Below are 21,168 nucleotides of genomic sequence, written 5' to 3'. Positions count from 1 at the left end.
GCGCGAGGCCGGCCTTCGTTGACGTGTTGCAGCCGTCAGTTCGACGGCGGTGCGAGCTGGCTGCGGCGATAGCCGTACAGGCGATACAGGACCAGGCCGATCACTGCCCAGCCGACGAACACCCCCTTCGCGATCGCGCTGAGGTTCACGAACAGCACGCAGCAGCCGATCACTGCGAGTGGGCAGACGATCCATACCAGCGGCGTGCGGAACGGGCGCGGCCGCTCGGGCTGCTGCCGGCGCAGGATCATCACGCCGATCGCGACCATGGCGAACGCGAGCAGCGTGCCTGCATTCGACGTGTCGGCGAGTTTGCCTACGGGGAACAGGGCGCCGCAGATCGAAACGACGATGCCAGTCACGTAGGTGATGACGTGCGGCGTGAAGAAGCGCGGGTGCACGGCCGAGAAGGCGTCCGGCAGGAGCCCGTCGCGCGACATCGTGAAGAAGATGCGGGTCTGGCCGAACATCATCATGAGGATCACCGACGGCAGGGCGATGACCGCCGCGAGGCCGATCAGGTTGCCGATGACGGGATGGCCGAGCATGCGCATCACGTGCGCCAGCGGCTCGCCGCTGCACACCAGGGCGTCCGAACCCACGCAGGCAGCCGTCATGGCCGGGGTGCCCGGGTCGAGCGGGAGGCCGTCGGCGCCGAACAGCGGTTGCGCACCGATCGAACCTGCGGCGCCGTAGCCGACGAGCAGGTAGAACACCGTGCAGACCAGCAGCGCGCCGAGCAGTCCGATCGGTATGTTGCGATTCGGGTTCTTGGTTTCCTCGGCCGCGGTGGACACCGCGTCGAAGCCGACATAGGCGAAGAAGATCGAGGCCGCCGCACCGAGGACGCCGACGCCATTGCTGCCGATCGGATTGCCCCAGCCACCCGGCATGAACGGATGCAGGTTGGCGTTCGTGACCGCGGGAATCGCCAGCAGGATGAACGCGGACAGCGCAACGATCTTGATGCCGACCAGCACCGCATTGACGCGTGCGCTCTTGGACGTGCCGATCACCAGCAGCCAGGTCACGGCGAGGCCGATCAGGAAGGCGAGCAGATTGAAGCCGCCGCCGGAGAAATAGCCGGTCTGCAGCCAGTCCGGCAGCGCCAGCGATCCCGGCGCGACGAGGCCGAACAGGTCGTTGTTGAGCAGGCCGTTCATGTACTTCGACCAGCCGACCGTCACGGCGGTCGCACCGATCGCGTATTCGAGCACGAGCGCCCAGCCGACGACCCAGGCAATGAGTTCGCCCATCACGCCATAGGTGTAGGTGTAGGCGGAGCCGGACACCGGCAGCATCGAGGCCAGTTCGGCATAGGCGAGGGCGGCGAGCCCGCACACGACCGCGGCGATCACGAACGCGATCATCATCGACGGTCCCGCCTTCTGCGCGGCTTCGGCGGTCAGCACGAAGATGCCGGTGCCGATGACCGCGCCGATGCCGAGCAGGGTGAGCTGGATGGGGCCGAGCTGGCGCTTGAGCGCCTTCTTTTCGGCAGTTTCGAGAATCTGATTGAGCGGTTTGACGCGCCAGAAAATCATTGCATCCCCTTCGCGAGCGTTGTGGATTGCGGGCGACCGCGCGCCCGGAGCCCCAGCGCCGTCGTGCAGCGTGCCCCTCGACCTTCGTCGAATGCAGCGGCCCGGTACCATACGCGAGCCCTTCCCGACCAGCAAGGCACATTCGGCATGTCCGACGATGCTGCCCCGCGGCAATCCCTGCTCGCGCACCAGTTGCACTGGCTCGCGCTGCTCGACGCCTATGCGGCGGCGCATCCCGATGAACACGAGGTCGTCGCGTGCTTTCGCGAACTGCTCAGTACGGATGCGCATGCGGCACGACGCGAACGCCGCGAAGGCCATCTCACCGGCGCCGCCTGGCTCGTCAGCGGCGACGGCGCACGCGTACTCCTGACCCACCATCGCAAGCTCGACCGCTGGCTGCAACTCGGCGGGCACGCCGACGGCGATGCCGACCTCGCTCGCGTCGCGCTGCGCGAGGCGGAGGAGGAGTCGGGCCTCACGGGACTCGAGCTCGAACCCGCCGTCTTCGATCTCGACCGCCACCGCATTCCTGCGCGCGGGGCCGAGCCCGAGCACTGGCACTACGACGTGCGCTTCGTCGTGCATGCGCGTGGCAGCGAGGCGTTCGTGGTCGGCGAGGAGTCGTTCGCCCTCGCGTGGCGTGATATTTCTGCCATCGCGCACGACCCGCATGCCGATGTGTCGCTGCGGCGGATGGCGCGCAAGTGGCTCGCGCGCGGCGGCTGAGCCCACGGTTCGTCGCGGCGCATGCTCCGTTCACCGCAGCGCGCGTCGTCGAGGCGGGCATGCGCAGGCGCCGCGCGCGGAACATGCATCACCTTTTCGCCCGGAGACTCGAACGATGGCACCCATGCATCGCAGGCACCGCGCGCCATCCATCGCGACGGCCGTGATTTCCTCGGCGTTCGTCGCGTGCGGCGTTGCGGCCGGCGAACGCGTCGAGCCCTGGACCCCGGCCGGCATATCGAGCAGCCGGTTCGAATCGCACGCCGCATTCGACCCGCGCACGGGCGACGTCTGGTTCGTGCGCAGTTCGCCGAAGTTCGAAGGCTGGCGCATCCTCGTCAGCCGTTGCGGTGCGAACGGGTGGGGCGATCCGCAACCGCCCCCTTTCCCCGGCGACGGCGTCGAGGCCGATCCCTGGTTCACCTCCGATGGCCGCACGCTCTATTTCATATCCTCGCGCACGCGCGACGGGACGCCGCGCAAGGACCTCGACATCTGGCGCGTCGACCGCGCCGCGGGCGGGCAGTGGGGGACACCGCAACGCCTGCCCGAACCAGTCAACTCGAGCGCGCAGGAATGGTTCCCGCGCCTCGCCTCGGACGGCTGGCTGTATTTCGGCTCGGGCCGGCCCGGTGGCCACGGCAAGACCGACATCTGGCGCGCCCGCGAAGAGGGCGGCCGATGGACCGTCGAGAATGCGGGCCCCGCGTTCAACGGCCCGGGAGACGAGTACGAGCCGCTGCCGTCGACGGACGGTACGTGGATGCTCCTCGAAGGCAACGGCGCCTACTACCGCGTGCGCCGCGACGGCAATGGCTGGCGTCCGCGCGAGAAGCTGCCGGCGGAGATCAATCGCAACGGCAGCGAGATCGGCGCGACGTTCTCGCCGAGCGGACGCACCGTGCTGTTCGCGCGCGACACGAAAGGGCCCCTGTCCGGCGAGTTCTTCCTCTGGCACGTCGGCGCGCACGAAGCCTGGCCGCCGGCATGCCCCGCGCCGAAGTGATCTTGGCCCGGCATCGGGCGCGAGGCTGCGCGAGGGTGTCATCCCGGCTTTCGCCGGGACGACGGCGGAACCTCGAAGCGGGATGCGGCCTCAGGCGCGTCCGGCGAACTCGCCCGTGAGCGTGTTGACGTTCACCTTCTCGCCGGTCGTGATGTACTCGGGCACCTGGATCTCGATGCCGGTGGACAGCTTCGCGGGCTTGGGGCGCTTCGTCGCGGTCGCGCCCTTGAGTTCCGGGGCCGTCTCGACGACTTCGAGCACGACCGATTGCGGCAGTTGCAGGGCGACCGGCGCGTCCTCGATCAGCTGCACGTAGCAGCCCTCGATGCCATCGACGAGATAGCCGGCGGCGTCGCCGATCGCGCTCGCGTCGAGCGTGTACTGCGTGTAGTCCTCGCTGTCCATGAAGACGTAGGCGTCGCCGTCCTTGTACGAGTAGGTGACCGCGCGGCGCACGAGTTCGGTTTCGCGCAGTTCGTCCTCCGCACGCAGCGACACGTCGAGCTTCGTGCCGCCCGGCACGCTGTACATGATGAAGCGGTAGGTGACGTTGCCGCCGCGACCCTGCGGCGAGCTGCGCTCGATGTCGCGCACCTGGTACACCTTGCCGTCGTGCTCGACGACGTTGCCCTTCTTGATTTCGGAAGCTTTCATCGGGTTCGGGATTCGCGATCGGGGAGTGGAATCGACAGGAGAGGGAATCGGAGCGATGCGTGTTCCGAGTCCCGTGCTATTTCGGCGCGAGCCGGATCGCGCCGTCGATGCGGATCGTCTCGCCGTTGAGGTAACGGTTCTGCAGGATGAAGGCGACCGTGTCGGCGAACTCCTCCGGCTTGCCGAGGCGCGACGGGTAGGGCACCTGCGCGCACAGGGACTGGTACACCTGCTCCGGCATGCCGTCCACCATCGGCGTGTGGAACACGCCGGGCGCGACGGTCATGACGCGCACGCCGATGCGCGCGAACTCGCGCGCCATCGGCAGGGTCATGCCGACCACGCCGCCCTTCGACGCCGAATAGGCCGCCTGTCCGATCTGGCCCTCGAACGCGGCGATCGACGCGGTGTTGACGATCACGCCGCGCTCGCCGTCCTCGCCCGGTGCGTTGTGCTGCATGAGGTCGGCGGCGGCCTTGGCGACGTTGAAGCTGCCGACGAGGTTGACCATCACCGTGGTCGAGAACGTCTTCAGCGGCATCGGGCCTTCCTTGCCGAGCACGCGGCCGGCGCCGAGGATGCCCGCGCAACTGATAGCCGCGTTGAGCCCGCCGAGCTTCGCGTGGACCTCCTTCAAGGTCGCGGCGACGCTGGCCTCGTCGGTGACGTCGGTTCGGAAATAGGCCGCGGCGGCGCCGAGCCCGGCGGCGGCGGCGTGGCCCTTTTCGTCGTTGACGTCGAGCAGCGCGACCTTGGCGCCGTGCGCGACGAGGTGGCGCGCGACGGCGAAGCCGAGCCCGGAAGCGCCGCCGGTGACGGCGGCCTTGACCTGATCGAGTTGCATGGGGATTCCAGCGCGAAAAAACGGGGCGCGGATTCTACCAGTCCCGACGGGCGGGGGCGCGCGCGGCCCTCGCCGCGGCCCAGCCGGAACACATGGCGGATCGACGCACGATGCGGCGTAACGGAGATCCTGCAAGGGTGGCGCGCCGGCCGGCGCGCCACGATCGCGCCGGGCCATGCTGCGCCCGGCGCAGCGACCGGGAGGAACCCGCCATGAAGCACCTTTCCCTGAGCCTGCTCGCGACCGCGATCGCGCTCGGCCTTTCCACGCCTTCCATCGCGGTCCCGCCGGGCGCCGACGACGATGCCGCGGCGCTGGCGCACACGCTCGGCATCGCCGCCGAGCGGCTGCAGCACGTCGGTACCTCGGATGAAACCCTCATCGACGGACGCGAGCTGCACACGATCAAGGCGATCGATGCCGCCACCGGCGAACCGGTGGGAGGGACCTACAGCAATGGCATTCCCGTCGATGCAACCCGCGTGCGCGCCGAGGCGGGAGCGAACTGGCGCATGGCGTACGGCGCGATGACGCCGGCGCTGCTCGAGCGCATGCAGGGCGCGGCGGCGAGCGACCGGCTCGTCGTGGACCTCTGGTACGCCGTCGACTTGCCCGACGACGGCGGCGGTCCGAGCGGTGGCGTGCCGGTGGCGGCCGCGCACGGCGGCGGGCCGGGCGAAGTGGCTGCCGCCTCCACCGACGGCGGCAAGCGCGATGCGGTGCGGCTCGCGGAAGGGCCCGCGTTTTCCTCGACGTCACCGGGCACGACTGCAGGGGCCGCGGCCGAGTCCGAACCGGCGAAGCTCGACGACGATCCCGCATGGCAGGCCCGCGTCGCGACCGAACGCGCGGAGCGCGCCGCGGCGGTCGAGGCGGTCGAGGCGGGCAACCAGTTCCGCCTCGCCGACCTGCGCGCGGCGATCGCCGGCCCGCGCGCGGCGATGTTGCAGCGGCTCGAAGCGGGTGGCGCGAAGATCATCTATGCGAGCGATTTCGTGCCGTCGGTGATCGTCGAGCTCACGCCCGGCGCCGCCTGGACGATCGCGCGCTGGCCCGGGGTCGCGATCCTCGACGACACCGGCGGGGAGCGCGGCCCCAGCCTCGATGTCGCGCGCCCGACCGACAACGTCACGCCGGTCAACGCGGTCGGCTACGATGGCAGCGGCGTGACCGTCGCGGTCGTCGAGGGCGGGCGTATCTACCCGAGCAACCCGTACATGACGGTGTCGCAGAGCCGGGACACCGGGCTGCCGACGGCCGACCACACCACCTGGGTCGGCGGCATCATCGCGAGCACGCATTCGACGCATCACGGCATGGCCGCCGGCAGCACGCTTATCAGCGCGAACGGCGACTACAACACCAGTGGCTCGCTCGAAGCCGCGACCGACTGGGGCGCGGCGCGCGCACAGGTGCTCAATCACAGCTGGGGCTTCAAGAACGTCGCCAGCAATGCGCTCAATGCGTTCGACCGTCGCCTCGACTACATCGCACGCAACTCGTTCCGCCTCAACGTGCACGCGGCCGGCAACTACGGTGCGCCGAACTGCGGGCAGACGCCGCCGACCACCGTGTACGGCGTCGAGTCACCCGGGCGCGGCTACAACACGCTCACCGTCGGTGGCTACAACGACCACAATACGATCGGCTGGGGCGACGACGACCGCTACGACTGCTCGGCCAACGGCTGGCCGATCGGCGACGGTGCGGGTGGCACGCACGTCAAGCCCGAGGTCGACGCCGGCGCGGTCGACATCGTCTCGCTCGCGCAGACGACGAGTTCGACCTCGCCGCTCAGCGGTGGCCTGTGGGGCACGAGCTTCGCCGCGCCGGCGACGTCGGGACTCGCCGCCGATCTCATGGAAGCCGACAGCCAGCTCGCCGGTTCGCCCGTCGCGACGCGCGCGCTGATGATGGTCGGCGCGCTGCGCAGCGCGGGCGACCGTCCGGCCATCGACGGCACCGCGTCGATCTATGCCACCGAGAACGGCCCATGGTGGTTCCAGGGCGTCGACGCGTCGAGCTTCCCGAAGACCTACGAGGTCTATGCGCACGAAGGCCAGCGCGTGCGTTTCGCGATCGGCTGGATGTCCAACGTCACGCTGAACGGTTCGACCTATTCCAACGACAACATCCCGGCCGACCTCGACCTCACCGTGTATCGCGGCGACGGCACCACCTTCGTCACGAACTCGAACAGTTCCTACAACAACTTCGAGCTGGTCGACTTCTACGCGCCGGCGACCGACACCTACAAGTTCAAGATCACGCTGTTCAACACCTGGAGTGGTAGCGGCACGCCATTCGCCGCGGCGGCACGCCTCGACGGCGCGCTGCTGTCGCGCGGTGCCTGGTGGCATCTGAACGGCGCGCCGAAGGCGCAGGGCACGTTCTTCGACATCCGCCCGGACAGCGAGTACGCGGGCTGGATCCCGTACTGGCGCGGCGTATCACTGCGCCCCGCCGCCAGCGCCGACTACGATCTCGAACTCTACGGCGCTTCGTGGTTCCTCGACCCGGTCAACACGACCGACACGTTCAACCGCCCGCGTCTCGCCTTGTCGCAGTATGGCGGTGGCGGTGCCGTCGACTTCATCATGGTCGACGGCAACCATTGGCCGTCGACGCAGCGCGAATTCTTCCGCGTCAAGAAATATTCGGGCAGCGGCGACTATTCGATCGTCGCCGCGAACGGCGCGTACTACTCGTCGGGCAATGGCGGAGTGTTCGGCCCGTACACGATGGACGCGAACACGTCGTTGCTGGTCGCCGACATGGGCTTCGAAGCGAACAGCGAGCGCCGCGTCACGCTGATCCCGGGCAGTGGCGCCGGGTCGGCCGACATGGGCCTCGCGTTCTACCGCTCGAACGGGGCGGATTCGACGACCTGGGCGCAGGGCCGCAGCCAGTCGGTGGCCGCGGCCGATGCCGCGGGTCCCGGTGGGGTGGAAACGATCCGCTACCGCTTCGACGGCACGGCAAACGATTTCCTCGGGCTCGCCGTCTACAACAAGACCCAGGGGACGACGCCTTCGTTCCATCTTCTGGTGACGCCGAGCGCGATCTTCACCGACGGTTTCGACGGCGGCTGACGCCGGCGCAACCAGGCCGGACCGCGCGCGCAAGGCGGCGGTCCGGCTCAGAGGTCGAGCAGGTAGAAGCGGTTGCAGCCGTGGTGGCCGGTCGCGCCGAGCGCGTGGTCGATGCGGCGGAAGCCGCTCGCGAGATAGAGCGACTGGGCGCGGTCCATGCCGGTCAGCGTCTCGAGATAGCACTGCCGGAAGCCGAAAGCACGTGCCGCATCGAGGCAGCGCGCCATCAGCGCGCGCCCCGCGCCGCGCCCGCGCAACGTGGGCAGGAAGTACATCTTGCGCAGCTCGCAGATGCCTTCGCCCGCTGCCTGCAGCGGCGCGACGCCGCCACCGCCGGATACCGTGCCGTCGAGTTCGACGACGAAGTACGCGTGGCGTGGATGCGCGTAGTGCGCGCTCATCGCGTCGACCTCGACGTCGTGGATCGCGAAGCCGGGGCCATCGGCGCCGAACTCCGGCATGACGGTGCGGATGATCGCCGCGATCGCGGGCTCGTCGCTGGCCCGGATCGGGCGGATCGTGATGCTGCCGGCGTCGTCCATCAGTCGACCGTGCGGCGGAAGTCGAGGTCGTAGCGCGCACCGCCGGTCAGCGCGTGCAGGCGCAGGTTGGTGATGCGGATCGGCGCACCCGGCGCGACGTCGGCGACGTTCGACTCGGCCATCTCGGCCGGGTCGATGATCGTGACGCCACCGCAACCGAGCACTTCGAGCACGTTGTCCGGACCGACGGCGGCGGCCGTCGCGGCATCGAGGCCGAGGCCGAGTGCGAACGGATTCAATGCGAGCGCTGCGAGCAAGCGGCCGAGACGATCGCTTGCATGGCCGCCCTGGTCGATGACGACTCGATTGGTCAGGCCGAGGCCGGGTGCGAAGTTCGCGCCGCCGCTGCGCGGCGTCGCGCCCTCGGCGCCGTGCGTGAGCATGTGCTCGCACAGGATCGCCGCGCCGCCCGCGCAGCCGGCGACGGCCATGCCTTCCGCATTGCGCCGGCGGATCGCCCGCGCGAGCGCGGTGCCACCGATCAGCGTCGACAGTCGCAACGGCTGGTCGGAAACGAGCACGACGAGTTGCGCATGGTCGACCGCATCGAGCAGTCCGCGTGGCTCGGCCTCGGCGCGCGCGCGCAGCACGGCGCGCCGCACGTCGCCGGCCCCGGCCGCGTACATGCCGGACTCGAGGTCCGATCCCGCATCGGTATCCTCCGCAGCCACGAGCAACACCACGCGCGGCTGCGCGCCGAGCAGTGCGAACACGCGCGCGAGCAGGCGCGTGCCGCGTTCGTCCGCGTCGAGCTCGCCACAGGCGATGATCAGGCCGCGGTGGCGATCGGGCGCAAGCTTGGCGGGCATCGGTGTCTCGCGGTGGGAGTCCGCCACCGAGTATAGCGAGGATGGCGCCACCGCCCGCGCCGCCGCGGCGTTCGTGGCCTGCCTGGAGCGCTGCGTCGGCGGAGCGTGCCTGCACGGGGCCAGGGAACGGCTGGCACGGCGTTTGACCACGGCACCTCCTCCGCGTCGCGATTGACGAAGCGCTGCCGCGGTAGGACATTTCGTCTCCCCGGCGCGGGCGCGCCGGGCAAAAACGCTTCGAACGGGGAGACAGCCATGCTCGCAACCTGGTTGATGAAACGTTCCCTCGCGGTTCCGCTGCTCGTGCTGTGCGCCGCGACCGCCGTCGCCGCCGACAAGGGCAGGACGGCCGACACCATCCACACCGACAGGACCAAGGCCGAAGGCAAGGCGCCTTCCGATGCCGAGCTCATCGCGAGCGCGATGAAGGCAGCGCCGGCGAAGGTCGCGCAGGGTGCAACCGTCGTCGGCATGGACGCGAACGGCATGCGCACGCTGCGCAAGGGCAGCAATGGATTCACCTGCATGCCCGACAATCCCGCGACGCCGGGTCCCGACCCGATGTGCATGGACGCGAACGCGATGGCGTGGATACACGCCTATCTCAAGCACGAGGATCCGCCGAGCGGCAAGGTCGGTTTCATGTACATGCTCGCCGGTGGCACCGATGCGAGCAACACCGATCCGTACGCGACCAAGCCGGAAGCGAACAACCACTGGATCCATACCGGACCCCACGTGATGGTCGTCGGCGGCGACGAGAGCTTCTACGACGCCTATCCGAAGTCGGCCGATCCCGACACGTCACAGCCGTACGTGATGTGGGCCGGCACCAAGTACCAGCACCTGATGGCGCCCGTGCACTAGCAATGCCGCGTCGACCAAGCGCGTAGGCCTCGGTCTCCCGATCGAGGCATCCCTGAAAGCGGTGGGCCCAGGCCCACCTACGCGGTCATTGCGCGCGCGACGCGGCTCGAGGTCGCGCGTCCGAGCTGCTCGCTGAGCCAGATTCCGGTCGAGACGAGCGCGGGCAGGTCGATGCCGGTCGCGATGCCCATGCCCTCGAGCATGTAGACGACGTCCTCGCTCGCGACGTTGCCGGTCGCACCCTTCGCGTACGGGCAACCGCCGGTGCCCGACACGGAACTGTCGACCACCGCGACGCCTTCCTCGAGGCAGGCGAGGATGTTCGCGAGCGCCTGGCCGCGCGTGTCGTGGAAATGCACCGCGAGCGCGTCGACAGGCACGTCGCCGGCGACCGCGCGCAGCATGGCGCGCGCCTTCAGCGGCGTGCCGACGCCGATCGTGTCGCCGAGCGAAATCTCGTAGCAGCCGAGCTCGTACAGTCGCCGGGCGACACGCACGACGTCGGCGACCGGCACCTCGCCCTGGTACGGGCAACCGAGCACGGTGGAGACGTAGCCGCGCACGCGCACGCCGTCGGCGATCGCCCGTTCGAGCACGGGCATGAAGCGTCCGATCGATTCGTCGATCGACGCGTTGATGTTCCTGCGGTTGAACGCCTCGCTCGCCGCGGTGAAGATCGCGACTTCGCGCGCGCCGACCTCGCGCGCGCGCTCGTAACCCTGCAGGTTCGGCACGAGCACGGGGTAGGCGACGCCGTCGCGCTTCCGTATCCCGGCGAATACCTCGGCGGCATCGGCGAGCTGCGGCACCCATTTCGGGCTGACGAAGCTCGTCGCTTCGATCGTGCGCAGGCCCGTCGCGGAAAGGCGGTCGATCAGCTCGATCTTGGTCGCGGCGGGAATGACCGTCTTCTCGTTCTGCAGGCCGTCGCGCGCGCCGACCTCGACCACGCGGACCGTGCTCGGCGTGCTCATCGGCGCGGCTCCCGGATGGCGCCGCGCTGCAGGCGCCGTTCGACGTCCTGCAGGTCCTCACGGCTGCGCACGAACACCAACGATGGTTTCGATTCGAACAGGTCGTGCTTGCGCACGAGGTCGAGCATCTGCTGGCGCCCGCCGCGCACGTAGACGTGCAGTTCGTTGCGGCCTTTCTGCACGGTGCCATCGAGCGAGCCGTCGATGACGAGCTTCGCCACCTTGGCATCGTCGACCTTGCGCAACTCGAGCCGGTTGCCGCGCACGCGGTACCTGGCGAAGAAGAACGATTTCTGCGGCGGCGGGTCGATGTCGTATGGCGCCTTCAGGTCGACGAGCCCGCGCAGTGCGGCGTCCGAGACGACGACGTAGTCGTCGCCGCGCACGTGCACGTAGTTGATCGGCACGCGCGTGCGCTTGAACGGTCCGCCGGCTTCGGGTTGTTCGATCAGGGTGAACGCGCAGGCCTCGTCGACGGCGAAGCCGGTCAGGTGGCGCTCGCCATCGGTCCGGCGCAGGTCGTCGCCTTCCTCGAACCACAGGCCCTTCCAGGCGGTGTCGCAGGTCTCGATGTTGTCGCCGAGCGGCGACTCGAAGCGCGTTTCGACGCAGGCGCCGATCAGGGCACAGGCGAGCACGGGAAACAGCAGTCGGATCATCGGGCGCATCGATCGGTACTCCATGGATTCGTCCGCACGCGTGCTCGCGCACCACGCATGCGCGGCTCAGTCGATCACGGTGTGCAGGCCGAGCCAGGTTTCGTCGTAGGTATAGGCTTCGCAGCGGCGATCAAGCGCGGCGTATTCATCGGCGAGCGACGCCTTCGCGTGCGCGTAGTGCGCTTCGCTCTGCCAGCGGTCGATCGTGAGCCAGGTCGCCGGTTCGCCGTGCAGCTTGAGCAACTCGGTGCCCGCATAGCCTGGCGCGCGCTCGAACAGGTGCACCCAGTCGCCGCGCGGGCCGTACGCGCGTGCGAATTCCGTGGCCATCTCCGGTCGCACGCGGAAGCGCCAGATCGTTGCGATCATCGCCGCTCACCCGGCCTGGGCGAGGCGCACGAGCACGGCGTCGGCTTCGACGAAATCGCCGGCCGCGGCCTGCACCGCTTCCACGCGGCCGGCGCGCGGCGCCTTCAGGCTCAGCTCCATCTTCATCGCTTCCATCACGAGCAGTTCCTGCCCTTCGGCGACGTCCTCGCCCGGCTTCGCCTTGACCACGACGATGCGGCCTGGCATCGGTGCGACGACGCGATCGCCGCTCGCCTCGCCCGCCGCGGCGTAGGCGAAGGCCGGCGCGTGCGTGAAGCTGCGACGACGATCGCCGTCGTGCACGGTCACGCGCTCGTCGTCGAGCACGACGCGCCAGCGCCGCGTGATGCCGTCGACGGCCGCCGAAAGCACGCCCTCGTGCAAGGTCGCGCGTTCGACTTCGGCGTGCGTGCTGCCGGCATCGAGCCGGTAGCGTCCGGCGGCACCGTGTGCACCGACTTCGACGCGTGTGCCGCGGTCGAGCAGGGCGACGATGCGCTTGCCGCGATGGCCGAGGCGCCAGCCGTCGGCTTGCGCCCAGGGCGAGAAGGGGTCGCCGGACGCGCGCGCGAGCCGCGGCGCCGCCGCTTCCTCGTGCAGCAGCCATGCGGTCGTGGCGGCGAACAGCGCGAGTGGGTCCTCGCCGGCTTCGGCCCGGGGCGCGAGGAACTCGTCGAGATGGCGATCGAGATAGCCGGTGTCGATGCGGCCCTCGACGATCGCCGGATGGCGCACGAGCCGCTCGAGGAATTCGACGTTCGACTTCGGCCCGACCACGGCGCAGGCGGCGAGCGCCTCGCGCATGCGCACGAGCGCGGCTTCGCGCGTGGTGTCCCACGCGATGAGCTTGGCGATCATCGGGTCGTAGAAGATCGTGACGGTGTCGCCTTCGACCACGCCCGAATCGACGCGCACGTGCGCGGACGGCGCCGGCAGGTGCAGCTTGTCGAGGGTACCCGAGCCCGGCAGGAAGCCCTGGTCGGGGTCTTCCGCGTAGAGGCGCAACTCGATCGCATGGCCGTTCGCGGGCACCGCCTTGTTGCGGATCAGCGAGCCCGGCAGCTCCTCTCCGGCGGCGACGCGCAACTGCAGTTCGACGAGGTCGAGGCCGAGCACCATCTCCGTGACCGGATGCTCGACCTGCAGGCGCGTGTTGATCTCCATGAAGTAGAAATCACCAGCGGGGCCGACGATGAACTCGACCGTGCCGGCGTTGACGTAGTCGAGCGCACGAGCGGCAGCGACCGCGGCGTCGCCCATCTTCTCGCGCAGCGACGGGGTAACGAACGGCGAGGGCGTTTCCTCGAGCACCTTCTGGTAGCGCCGCTGCGCCGAGCACTCGCGTTCGTTGAGATGGACGATGTTGCCGTGGCGGTCGCCGAACACCTGGAATTCGATGTGGCGCGGTTGTTCGATGTAGCGCTCGAGCAGCACGCGTTCGCGGCCGAACGCGTTCTTCGCCTCGCGCTGGCAGCTCTCGAGGTTCGGCGCGAACTCGTCGGCCGAGCGCACGATGCGCATGCCCTTGCCGCCGCCGCCGTGCGCGGCCTTGATCATCAACGGAAAACCGATGCGCGAGGCCTCGCGTGCGAGCAGGGCCGGGTCCTGGTCCTCGCCGGTGTAGCCGGGCACGACCGGCACGCCGCGCGCGGCCATGAGTTCCTTCGCGCCGGCCTTCGAGCCCATGCGTCGCATCGAATCGGCCGCGGGGCCGATGAAGACGAGCCCGGCGCGTTCCACCGCGTCGGCGAAGTCGGCATTCTCGGAGAGGAATCCGTAGCCGGGATGGATCGCCTCGGCGCCGCTCGCACGCGCGACCTCGATGATCGCGTCGCCGCGCAGGTACGAGTCGGCCGGGCGCGGCCCGCCGATCGGCCAGGCGACGTCGGCGAGGCGCACGTGCTGCGCGCCGGCGTCGGCGTCGGAGTGGACCGCGACGGTTTCGATGCCCAGGCGGCGGCAGGTGCGGATGATGCGGCAGGCGATTTCGCCGCGATTGGCGATCAGGATGCGCTTGAACATGAGGCGGCTTCAGGCTTCCGGTGCGTGGCGGACGGCTTCGACGTCGTGGCCGTCGGATCGAACACGAAGGCGCCGTGGTAGTGCGCATGATAATGCGGGCGCAGGCCCGGCGCGCGGGGCGGTACGGTAGCATGCGCGCTCGATCGGTGGTCGCGGTGGATGCGAGGACGATGATGCAGCAGGGTGCGGGCGCATGGCTCGAACGCGGTCGCGCGCAGGTGCTGCGCGGCGACGTCGATGGCGCGATGGCGACGTTCGTCGCCGCGCTCGCCGAGCACCCGGATTCGGCCGACGTCGTCGTCGCGCTCGCGGGCCTCGAATGGCAGCGCGGGCGCGTCGGCGATGCCGAGGCGCGCCTGCAGGCGCTGCTCGCGCACGAGCCCGGTTGCCCCGCGGCGGCCTTCCTGCTGGCCCGCCTGTTGCGCGATCAGGCGCGCATGGCTGCGGTCGAACGTACGCTGCGCGCGGTCGACTGGCGCATGGCGCGCGTCGGTGACGCGATCCAGGCGATCGAACTGCTCGACGACTGCGGCCGCAAGCGTGCCGCGCTCGACGTGGCCGAGGTGGCGATCGCGAAGCATCCGGACGATCCGCGCCTCCACGCGTACGCGGGCATGCTCGCGATGCAGCTCGGCGAGTTCGAGCTCGCGCGCGAGCGCTACGCGTTCGCGTTGCGGCGCGATCCGCGTGCGCTCGAATGGCAGTCGGCCTACGGATACGCAGTGTCCAAGCGCTACAGCGACGGCGACGACGCCGACTTCACGCTCATGCAGGGCTTCCTCGAACGCCCGCAACTGGCCGATGCCGCGCGCGCGTCGGTGCTGTTCGGGCTCGGCAAGATGCACGACGACGTCGGCCGCGCCGCGCAGGCGGCCGCATGCCTGCGCGAGGCGAACCGCCTCGTCGCCGCGCAGCTGCCGTGGTCGGCGAAGGACTGGCGCCGCCTCGTCGCGGCGCGCCTCGATGCGAAGCCCGTCGCTCCGCCCGCCGCAGGCGACGACGCGTTCGTGCCGGTGTTCGTGCTCGGCCTGCCGCGCTCGGGCACGACGCTCGTCGCCGACTGGCTTGCGCGCCATCCGGCCGTGTGCAACCGCGGCGAGCTGCCGCTCGTCGCGCGCCTCGCTGCCGACGTCGCGCGTGCGGCGAATCCGGTGGCGGCGCGCGAGGCCGCCGCGCGCACGTACCGCGTGCAGGTCCGCCAGGACGACACGGCGGCGCGCTGGTTCATCGACAAGCAGCCGCTCAACTTCCTGCACGTCGATTTCATCCTCGCGACGTTCCCGGGCGCGCGCGTCGTCTATTGCGGGCGCGATGCGCGCGACACGGCGTTGTCGATCTTCATGCAGCATTTCGCGGGCGCGGAGTACGCCTTCGCCTACGATTTCGAGCGCATTGCCGCGGTGGTGCAGGGCGAGCGGCGGCTGCGTGGGTCCGCATTGCAACGCCATCCCGCGCGTGTGCGGGAGGTGCGCTACGAGGAGTTCGTCGCCGATCCGCTCGCGGCGACGACCACGCTTGCGGCCTGGATCGGCTTGCCACCGCACGACTTCGCGCGGGCGCCCGCGAGCGAACGCGTGATCAGCACGGCGAGCGCATGGCAGGCGCGCCAGCCCGTGCACGCCCGCTCGATCGGGCGCTGGCGCGCGTATGCGGAACATTTGCCGGAGTTGGCCGCCTTCGATCCGTAGCGGGTCGCGCTGTGCGCGCCGGTCGCGCAGGCGCGCCCGCGCCCACCAGGGCTTCCTCTAGGCGCCCCTGCGCACGACCGCTGTGCCTTCGTTCAGCGCACCCAATCCGGCGCGCGCTTGTCGAGGAACGCGCCCAAACCATGCTGGCCTTCGGCCGACACGCGCAGGCGCGCGATGAGCGCCGCGTTTTCCTCGTCGATGCGTTCGGCCGATTCGCGCGTCATGCCGCCGATGCGCAGCGCGAGGCGCTTGGCTTCGTCCTGCGCGAGCGGGCCGCCCTTGCCGAGGAAGTGCACGCAGCGGTCGACGGCTTCGTCGAGCTGGTCGGCGGCGACCGTCTCGTGCAGCAGGCCGATGCGCGCCGCGGTCGCCGCGTCGAACACTTCGCCGCTGACGAACAGGCGGCGCGCCTGGCGCACGCCGATCGCGGCGACCACGTAGGGCGAGATCACCGCGGGGACGAGGCCGAGCTTGACTTCGCTCAGCGAGAACTTCGCGCCCTCGACGCCGATCGCGATGTCGCAGCACGCGACGAGGCCGACGCCGCCGCCGTAGGCCGAGCCGTTCACGCGCGCGATGGTCGGCTTGGAGAGGAAATTGAGCGTGCGCATGAGCGTGGCGAGGCGCAGCGAATCGGCGCGATTGTCCGCTTCGCTCGCCTTGGCCATGCCGCGCATCCAGTTGAGGTCGGCACCGGCGGAGAACGATGCGCCGACGCCGGTGAGCACCACCACGCGCACGGCCGGATCCCGTTCCGCGTCGCGCAGGGCGGCGGTGAGGTCGGCGATGAGCGCGTCGTCGAACGCGTTGTGCACCTGGGAACGGTTCAGCGCGATCGTCGCGACGTGGCCGGCGACGGTGACGAGAACGGCTTCGCTCATGAGGGACTCCATCCGGGGGACCGCGATGATAGCGGGCACGCCGGATGCCGCCCATGCGGCGCCTGGCCCCTCCGGCTATGCCGCGCATGCGGATACCGAGTATAATGCGAACCATTCTCATCTTGCGTGCAGTGCCGGCGTGCGGTTATCGGACATGAAGAAGGGTGCTACCGGTGTCGTCACCGCGGTCGAGGATGCCCACTCGGCCGACCCGATCGCGCGGCGCCTGCGTGAACTCGGCTTCGTGCAGGGCGAGCCCGTGCGCGTCGTCGCGCGCGGTCCGATCGGCGGCGATCCCTTGCTCGTGCAGATCGGCTACACGCGCTTCGCGTTGCGCAAGAGCGAAGCCGCGCGCGTGAACGTCACGCCGGAGGCGGTTGCGTGAACACCGTCGCGACCTCGCTGCGCATCGCCCTGGTCGGCAATCCGAACTGCGGCAAGACGGCCCTGTTCAACCGTCTCACCGGTGCGCACCAGAAGGTCGCGAACTATGCGGGCGTGACCGTCGAGCGCAAGGAGGGCCGTTTCGTCGCGCCGTCCGGGCGCGTGCTGCAACTGCTCGATCTCCCCGGTGCCTACAGCCTCGACGCGGCCAGCCCCGACGAGGCGATCACGCGCGACATCTGCGAAGGCCGCCATCCGCAGGAACCTGCGCCCGATCTCATCGTCTGCGTCGCCGACGCGACCAACCTGCGCCTGCACCTGCGTTTCGTGCTCGAGCTCAAGCGCCTCGGCCGGCCGATGGTGCTCGCGCTCAACATGATCGATGCGGCGAACCGGCGCGGCATCCGCGTCGACGTCGCCGCACTCGAGGCGGCGCTCGGCATGCCCGTGGTCGAGACGGTGGCGGTGAAGCAGGGCGGGGCGGCCGCACTCGTTGCGCGCCTCGATGCGATGCCCGCGCCGTCGGCAGTGCCCGCGGGTGCGCCGGAAGGCACGACGCACCGTGCTTCGGGCGAAGACGACGACCTCCACGCCCAGGTGCGCGCGCTGCTCGCCGCGACGGTGACGATGCCGCGCGCGACCTCGGCTACCGACGATGCGATCGACGCGGTCGTGCTGCATCCGGTCGCGGGCCTCGCGATCCTCGCCGCGGTGATGTTCCTGATCTTCCAGGCCGTGTTCTCATGGGCCGCGCCGCTGCAGGACGCGGTGTCGGCCGCGGTCGCCGCGACCGGCGCGCGGGTGGGCGGACTGCTCGCGTCGATGCCTTTGCTGCAGAGTCTGGTCACCGACGGCATCTTCGCCGGCCTCGGCACCGTGCTCGAATTCCTGCCGCAGATCCTCGTGCTGTTCCTGTTCATCCTCGTGCTCGAGGAGTCGGGTTACCTGCCGCGCGCTGCGTTCCTGCTCGACAAGCTCATGTTCAAGGCGGGGCTCACCGGGCGTTCGTTCATTCCACTGCTGTCGAGCTTCGCCTGCGCGATTCCCGGCATCATGGCCACGCGCAGCATCGCCGACCCGCGCGACCGCCTGACCACGATCCTCGTCGCTCCGCTGATGACGTGCTCGGCGCGCCTGCCGGTGTACACCCTGCTGATCGCCGCGTTCATCCCGCGCCATGCCGTGCTCGGCGTGTTCAACCTGCAGGGTGTCGTGCTGTTCACGCTGTACTTCGCCGGCATCGCGAGCGCGCTCGCGGTCGCCTGGGTGATCAAGCGCCTGCGCAGCGACAAGAGCGACCATGCGCTGATCATGGAGCTGCCCTCGTACCGCATACCCAACCCGCGCGACGTGGCCTGGGGCCTGTGGGAGCGCGCGAAGATCTTCCTGCGCCGCGTCGGCGGCATCCTGCTCGCGCTGACCGTGCTGCTGTGGTTCCTGTCGAGTTTCCCGGCGCCGCCCGAAGGCGCGACGCAGCCGCCGATCGATTACAGCTTCGCCGGCCACATCGGCCGGTGGATGACGGTCGTGTTTGCGCCGATCGGCTTCAACTGGCAGATCTGCGTGGCGCTGATCCCGGGCCTCGCCGCGCGCGAGGTCGCCGTGTCTTCACTCGCGACCGTGTACGCGTTGTCGGCGACCGGCGACGGCGCGGACGCCGCGCTCGGCACGGCGATCGCCGCGCAGTGGTCGCTCGCGACCGCGCTGTCGCTGCTCGCCTGGTACGTGTTCGCGCCGCAGTGCATGTCCACGCTTGCGGTGATCCGGCGCGAGACGAATTCGTGGCGCAACGTATGGATCGCCGCGGGTTACCTGTTCGGTCTCGCCTATCTCGCTTCGTTCGTCACCTACCAGGTCGCGAGGGCGATGGCATGAGCGCGATGGTGCTGCAGGCGGTCGTGATCGCGCTCGTCGTCGCCTGGAGTGCGTGGTTCGCATTGCATCGCCTGCTGCCGGTGACGACGCGCCGCCTGCAGGCGCGCCTCTTCGCACCGCTCGACCGCGCCGGCATGCCGGCGTGGCTGCGCACGCTCGGCGCACGCCTGCAGCCGAAGGCGACCACCGGCGCGAGTTGCGGCGACGGCTGTTCGAGCTGCGGCGGTTGCTCCGCCGCGCAGGCACGGCCGGACGATGCGCCGATCCCGCTCGTGTTCCGTCCGCGCCCCAAGGCGCACTGAATCGCGCCTGACACGGCCGCGCCACGGTTGCCGGCCGTGTGGCCATGTTTGCGGCAGAATCCCGACCCCGTGGGGGTGTCTTGCCCACGATTCCATGCCCTGCCGCCCGCTGCCGTCGCCCGCGCGATCGCAGCGTCCGGTGCAATCGACGGAGAACGGACATGCACGCCACTTCCCGAGGGATCGCCGCGGCACTCGTCGCCGGCACCGCCACCGCCGCGCACGCCGAATCGCGCGCGCTCGACCCCGCGAGCCTCTGGCTCGGCGGCTACTACACGAATGCGGACCTCTCGATCCGTGCGAGTGCGGACGCCGGCAGCCTCGGCACGGTCGACACCGGCCGCGTCCATCTCGCCTCCGGCCACGAAACGCTGGCCCGAGCGCGCCTCGATCTCGTGTTCTGGGAATCGCAGGGGCTCACGTTCGACTACTACTCGCTCGGTCGCACGAGCAGCCACGTGCTCGACCAGCCGTTCTCCTATGAAGGCACGGACTACGACCTCCATTCGACCCTGACCGGCAAGTTCGACCTCGCCGCCGGCAGCGCGGCGTGGCGCTGGTGGTTCGGCGGCGAGGACGACGTGTTCGGCCTCGGCCTCGGCGCGGTGTATTACCAGGCGAAACTGCGCATGGCGGGCACGGCGACGCTCGATGACGTATCGGCCGAGGTGACCAAACGCTGGAGCGAGGACGCGGTCGCGCCGCTCGTCACGCTCGGCTACAAGCATGCGTTCTCCGAGAACCTGCGCGTCTACCTCGATGCGTCCGGCGTGCGCAAGAACGGCGGCGTGCTGTCCGGGCATATCTACGATGCGCGCGTCGGCGTCGAGTGGTTCCCATGGCAGGCGGTCGGCATCGGCGCCGAGTACGGCGTTTCGCGCATCCATCTCAAGCGCAATGGCGAGGCCTACGACGCCACGATGGACATCGACCTCGATGGTCCTTCGCTGTTCGCGCGCTTCCGGTTCTGACCGGTGCGTGCCCGGCCGCGCCGCTGGAGGAGCAGCGCGGCCGATTCCCGCTCGATGGCGACGGCGTCCGGCGCGCGCCCACGGCCATCGGCCTATAGAATGGGCGAATGGACGTATATACCCTGCATCGCGGCACCACGCCGTTGTTCGTGAGCCTGCCGCACGACGGTAGTTTCATTCCCGCCGACCTGTCGCAGCGCCTGATGCCCTCGGCGCGCCGCGCGCCCGACACCGACTGGCACGTCTCGCGCCTGTATGCGTTCGCGCTCGAGATGGGCGCGTCGATGATCGTGCCGAAGCATTCGCGTTACGTCGTCGACCTCAATCGCCCGTCGGACGACGCGTCGCTGTATCCGGGGCAGAACACCACGGGTCTCTGCCCGATCGTGCAGTTCAGCGGCGAGCCCGTGTACCAGGCCGGCGAGGAGCCGCATCGCAGCGAGATTTCGCAGCGCGTCGAGACGTACTGGCGGCCGTACCATGCCGCGCTCGAGCAGGAGATCGCGCGCATCAAGGCCTCGCATGGCCGCGTCGTGCTGTGGGAAGGTCATTCGATCCGCAGCGTGGTGCCGTTCCTGTTCGAGGGTCGCCTGCCGGATTTCAACCTCGGTACCTCGGCCGGAGAAAGTTGCGCGCCGGCGTTGCAGGCCCGCCTCGCATCGATCCTCGGCGCGCAGTCGCACTACTCGCACGTCGTCAACGGCCGCTTCAAGGGCGGCTACATCACGCGCCACTACGGACGGCCGGAAGCGGGCGTCGACGCAATCCAGCTCGAACTCGCGCAGCTGAACTACATGGACGAAGTCACGTTCGACTATTTGCCCGAACGCGCCGCCCCGACGCAGGCCGTGATCCGCGAATTGTTGCAGGCGTGCCTCGAAGCGGCGTGATCGCCATCGCGTGACGCGCCCCGGGGAAACCGTGTAGGGCGGGTCGAGCGCACAGCGCGAGTCCCG

At 69.7% G+C, this 21,168-nt stretch carries 20 protein-coding genes and 1 pseudogene; 10 read left to right on the top strand and 11 right to left on the bottom strand.

What is annotated here, in order from left to right; translation table 11 throughout:
* Positions 1-35: 35 nt before the first annotated feature.
* On the bottom strand, positions 36-1,544 hold the full coding sequence (locus tag EV148_RS09620) for an amino acid permease (RefSeq protein ID WP_131997179.1): 1,509 nt from the start codon (positions 1,542-1,544) through the stop codon (positions 36-38).
* Positions 1,545-1,691: 147 nt separating this feature from the next.
* Here EV148_RS09620 and EV148_RS09615 point away from each other — a divergent pair, with 147 nt between their 5' ends.
* Positions 1,692-2,273 carry an NUDIX hydrolase gene (locus EV148_RS09615; protein ID WP_131997176.1) on the top strand — a complete coding sequence of 194 codons (582 nt, stop codon included), beginning with the start codon at positions 1,692-1,694 and terminating at the stop codon, positions 2,271-2,273.
* A 124-nt stretch (positions 2,274-2,397) separates the two neighbouring features.
* Entirely contained in the window at positions 2,398-3,279 is an 882-nt protein-coding gene (locus EV148_RS09610; protein ID WP_131997173.1) for a TolB family protein, read from the top strand.
* Positions 3,280-3,369: 90 nt separating this feature from the next.
* Here EV148_RS09610 and yeiP read toward each other — a convergent pair whose 3' ends face one another.
* The gene (gene yeiP / locus EV148_RS09605) at positions 3,370-3,933 is read right to left on the bottom strand and encodes an elongation factor P-like protein YeiP (protein ID WP_131997170.1); all 564 of its coding nucleotides are present in this window, start codon (positions 3,931-3,933) and stop codon (positions 3,370-3,372) included.
* Between the two features lie 76 nt (positions 3,934-4,009).
* A complete protein-coding gene (locus EV148_RS09600) occupies positions 4,010-4,777 on the bottom strand; it encodes an SDR family NAD(P)-dependent oxidoreductase (protein ID WP_131997167.1) in 768 nt (255 codons plus the stop codon).
* Positions 4,778-4,989: 212 nt separating this feature from the next.
* Here EV148_RS09600 and EV148_RS09595 point away from each other — a divergent pair, with 212 nt between their 5' ends.
* Positions 4,990-7,869: a S8 family serine peptidase gene (locus EV148_RS09595; protein WP_131997164.1), complete on the top strand. Its 2,880-nt coding sequence runs from the start codon at positions 4,990-4,992 to the stop codon at positions 7,867-7,869.
* Positions 7,870-7,916: 47 nt separating this feature from the next.
* Here the strand turns inward: EV148_RS09595 and EV148_RS09590 are convergent, their stop codons facing one another.
* Together EV148_RS09590 and EV148_RS09585 are read right to left on the bottom strand one after the other, a co-directional pair.
* Positions 7,917-8,411, bottom strand: a complete 495-nt coding sequence (locus EV148_RS09590) for a GNAT family N-acetyltransferase (protein ID WP_131997161.1) — start codon at positions 8,409-8,411, stop codon at positions 7,917-7,919.
* Positions 8,411-9,220: a cyanophycinase gene (locus EV148_RS09585; protein WP_131997158.1), complete on the bottom strand. Its 810-nt coding sequence runs from the start codon at positions 9,218-9,220 to the stop codon at positions 8,411-8,413. The genes EV148_RS09590 and EV148_RS09585 overlap by 1 nt, the downstream gene beginning before the upstream one ends.
* 273 nt (positions 9,221-9,493) lie before the next feature.
* Between EV148_RS09585 and EV148_RS09580 the strand changes: the two genes are divergently transcribed.
* Positions 9,494-10,087 (top strand): hypothetical protein, encoded by a 594-nt coding sequence (locus EV148_RS09580; protein ID WP_241988039.1) that lies wholly within the window; start codon positions 9,494-9,496, stop codon positions 10,085-10,087.
* A gap of 77 nt (positions 10,088-10,164) precedes the next feature.
* Here the strand turns inward: EV148_RS09580 and EV148_RS09575 are convergent, their stop codons facing one another.
* The 5 genes and pseudogenes from EV148_RS09575 to EV148_RS18675 all read right to left on the bottom strand — a co-directional run.
* Positions 10,165-11,061, bottom strand: coding sequence for a hydroxymethylglutaryl-CoA lyase (locus EV148_RS09575; protein ID WP_131997155.1), 897 nt, complete (start codon positions 11,059-11,061; stop codon positions 10,165-10,167).
* The gene (locus EV148_RS09570) at positions 11,058-11,720 is read right to left on the bottom strand and encodes a hypothetical protein (protein ID WP_131997152.1); all 663 of its coding nucleotides are present in this window, start codon (positions 11,718-11,720) and stop codon (positions 11,058-11,060) included. Before EV148_RS09570 ends, EV148_RS09575 begins: the two co-directional genes overlap by 4 nt.
* Before the next feature lie 66 nt (positions 11,721-11,786).
* A complete protein-coding gene (locus EV148_RS09565; protein WP_131997149.1) occupies positions 11,787-12,089 on the bottom strand; it encodes an antibiotic biosynthesis monooxygenase family protein in 303 nt (100 codons plus the stop codon).
* A gap of 6 nt (positions 12,090-12,095) precedes the next feature.
* Positions 12,096-14,111, bottom strand: a complete 2,016-nt coding sequence (locus tag EV148_RS09560) for an acetyl/propionyl/methylcrotonyl-CoA carboxylase subunit alpha (RefSeq protein ID WP_131997146.1) — start codon at positions 14,109-14,111, stop codon at positions 12,096-12,098.
* 9 nt (positions 14,112-14,120) lie between these two features.
* A pseudogene (locus EV148_RS18675) lies at positions 14,121-14,224 on the bottom strand (VOC family protein); the annotation flags it as partial.
* An 18-nt stretch (positions 14,225-14,242) separates the two neighbouring features.
* Here EV148_RS18675 and EV148_RS09550 point away from each other — a divergent pair.
* Positions 14,243-15,799: a tetratricopeptide repeat-containing sulfotransferase family protein gene (locus EV148_RS09550; protein ID WP_241988038.1), complete on the top strand. Its 1,557-nt coding sequence runs from the start codon at positions 14,243-14,245 to the stop codon at positions 15,797-15,799.
* A 92-nt stretch (positions 15,800-15,891) separates the two neighbouring features.
* Here EV148_RS09550 and EV148_RS09545 read toward each other — a convergent pair whose 3' ends face one another.
* Positions 15,892-16,680: an enoyl-CoA hydratase-related protein gene (locus EV148_RS09545; protein ID WP_131997140.1), complete on the bottom strand. Its 789-nt coding sequence runs from the start codon at positions 16,678-16,680 to the stop codon at positions 15,892-15,894.
* A 139-nt stretch (positions 16,681-16,819) separates the two neighbouring features.
* On the opposite strand from EV148_RS09545, the gene EV148_RS09540 reads away from it, so the two are divergent.
* The 5 genes from EV148_RS09540 to hutG all read left to right on the top strand — a co-directional run bounded on the left by EV148_RS09540 (position 16,820) and on the right by hutG (position 21,102).
* On the top strand, positions 16,820-17,065 hold the full coding sequence (locus EV148_RS09540) for a FeoA family protein (protein ID WP_131997137.1): 246 nt from the start codon (positions 16,820-16,822) through the stop codon (positions 17,063-17,065).
* Positions 17,062-18,939 carry a ferrous iron transporter B gene (gene feoB, locus EV148_RS09535; protein ID WP_131997135.1) on the top strand — a complete coding sequence of 626 codons (1,878 nt, stop codon included), beginning with the start codon at positions 17,062-17,064 and terminating at the stop codon, positions 18,937-18,939. The genes EV148_RS09540 and feoB overlap by 4 nt, the downstream gene beginning before the upstream one ends.
* On the top strand, positions 18,936-19,241 hold the full coding sequence (locus EV148_RS09530; protein ID WP_131997132.1) for a DUF6587 family protein: 306 nt from the start codon (positions 18,936-18,938) through the stop codon (positions 19,239-19,241). The genes feoB and EV148_RS09530 overlap by 4 nt, the downstream gene beginning before the upstream one ends.
* Positions 19,242-19,402: 161 nt before the next feature.
* Entirely contained in the window at positions 19,403-20,212 is an 810-nt protein-coding gene (locus EV148_RS09525; protein WP_131997129.1) for a hypothetical protein, read from the top strand.
* A gap of 107 nt (positions 20,213-20,319) precedes the next feature.
* Entirely contained in the window at positions 20,320-21,102 is a 783-nt protein-coding gene (hutG, locus tag EV148_RS09520) for an N-formylglutamate deformylase (RefSeq protein ID WP_131997126.1), read from the top strand.
* Positions 21,103-21,168: the final 66 nt, after the last annotated feature.

This window comes from Dokdonella fugitiva (assembly GCF_004342425.1).
Lineage (GTDB): Bacteria > Pseudomonadota > Gammaproteobacteria > Xanthomonadales > Rhodanobacteraceae > Dokdonella_A > Dokdonella_A fugitiva.
The sequence above is the reverse complement of the archived record's forward strand: the minus strand, read 5'-3'. Positions and strand labels throughout refer to the sequence as shown.

Coding starts and splice junctions, on each gene's coding strand:
- EV148_RS09545 (WP_131997140.1), bottom strand. CDS start 16,680: ATGAGCGAAGCCGTTCTCGTCACCGTCGCCGGCCACGTCGCGACGATC.
- EV148_RS09565 (WP_131997149.1), bottom strand. CDS start 12,089: ATGATCGCAACGATCTGGCGCTTCCGCGTGCGACCGGAGATGGCCACG.
- hutG (WP_131997126.1), top strand. CDS start 20,320: ATGGACGTATATACCCTGCATCGCGGCACCACGCCGTTGTTCGTGAGC.
- EV148_RS09595 (WP_131997164.1), top strand. CDS start 4,990: ATGAAGCACCTTTCCCTGAGCCTGCTCGCGACCGCGATCGCGCTCGGC.
- EV148_RS09615 (WP_131997176.1), top strand. CDS start 1,692: ATGTCCGACGATGCTGCCCCGCGGCAATCCCTGCTCGCGCACCAGTTG.
- EV148_RS09590 (WP_131997161.1), bottom strand. CDS start 8,411: ATGGACGACGCCGGCAGCATCACGATCCGCCCGATCCGGGCCAGCGAC.
- EV148_RS09620 (WP_131997179.1), bottom strand. CDS start 1,544: ATGATTTTCTGGCGCGTCAAACCGCTCAATCAGATTCTCGAAACTGCC.
- EV148_RS09525 (WP_131997129.1), top strand. CDS start 19,403: ATGCACGCCACTTCCCGAGGGATCGCCGCGGCACTCGTCGCCGGCACC.
- EV148_RS09610 (WP_131997173.1), top strand. CDS start 2,398: ATGCATCGCAGGCACCGCGCGCCATCCATCGCGACGGCCGTGATTTCC.
- EV148_RS09550 (WP_241988038.1), top strand. CDS start 14,243: ATGCGCGCTCGATCGGTGGTCGCGGTGGATGCGAGGACGATGATGCAG.
- EV148_RS09585 (WP_131997158.1), bottom strand. CDS start 9,220: ATGCCCGCCAAGCTTGCGCCCGATCGCCACCGCGGCCTGATCATCGCC.
- EV148_RS09600 (WP_131997167.1), bottom strand. CDS start 4,777: ATGCAACTCGATCAGGTCAAGGCCGCCGTCACCGGCGGCGCTTCCGGG.
- EV148_RS09570 (WP_131997152.1), bottom strand. CDS start 11,720: ATGATCCGACTGCTGTTTCCCGTGCTCGCCTGTGCCCTGATCGGCGCC.
- EV148_RS09580 (WP_241988039.1), top strand. CDS start 9,494: ATGAAACGTTCCCTCGCGGTTCCGCTGCTCGTGCTGTGCGCCGCGACC.
- yeiP (WP_131997170.1), bottom strand. CDS start 3,933: ATGAAAGCTTCCGAAATCAAGAAGGGCAACGTCGTCGAGCACGACGGC.
- EV148_RS09530 (WP_131997132.1), top strand. CDS start 18,936: ATGAGCGCGATGGTGCTGCAGGCGGTCGTGATCGCGCTCGTCGTCGCC.
- EV148_RS09575 (WP_131997155.1), bottom strand. CDS start 11,061: ATGAGCACGCCGAGCACGGTCCGCGTGGTCGAGGTCGGCGCGCGCGAC.
- EV148_RS09560 (WP_131997146.1), bottom strand. CDS start 14,111: ATGTTCAAGCGCATCCTGATCGCCAATCGCGGCGAAATCGCCTGCCGC.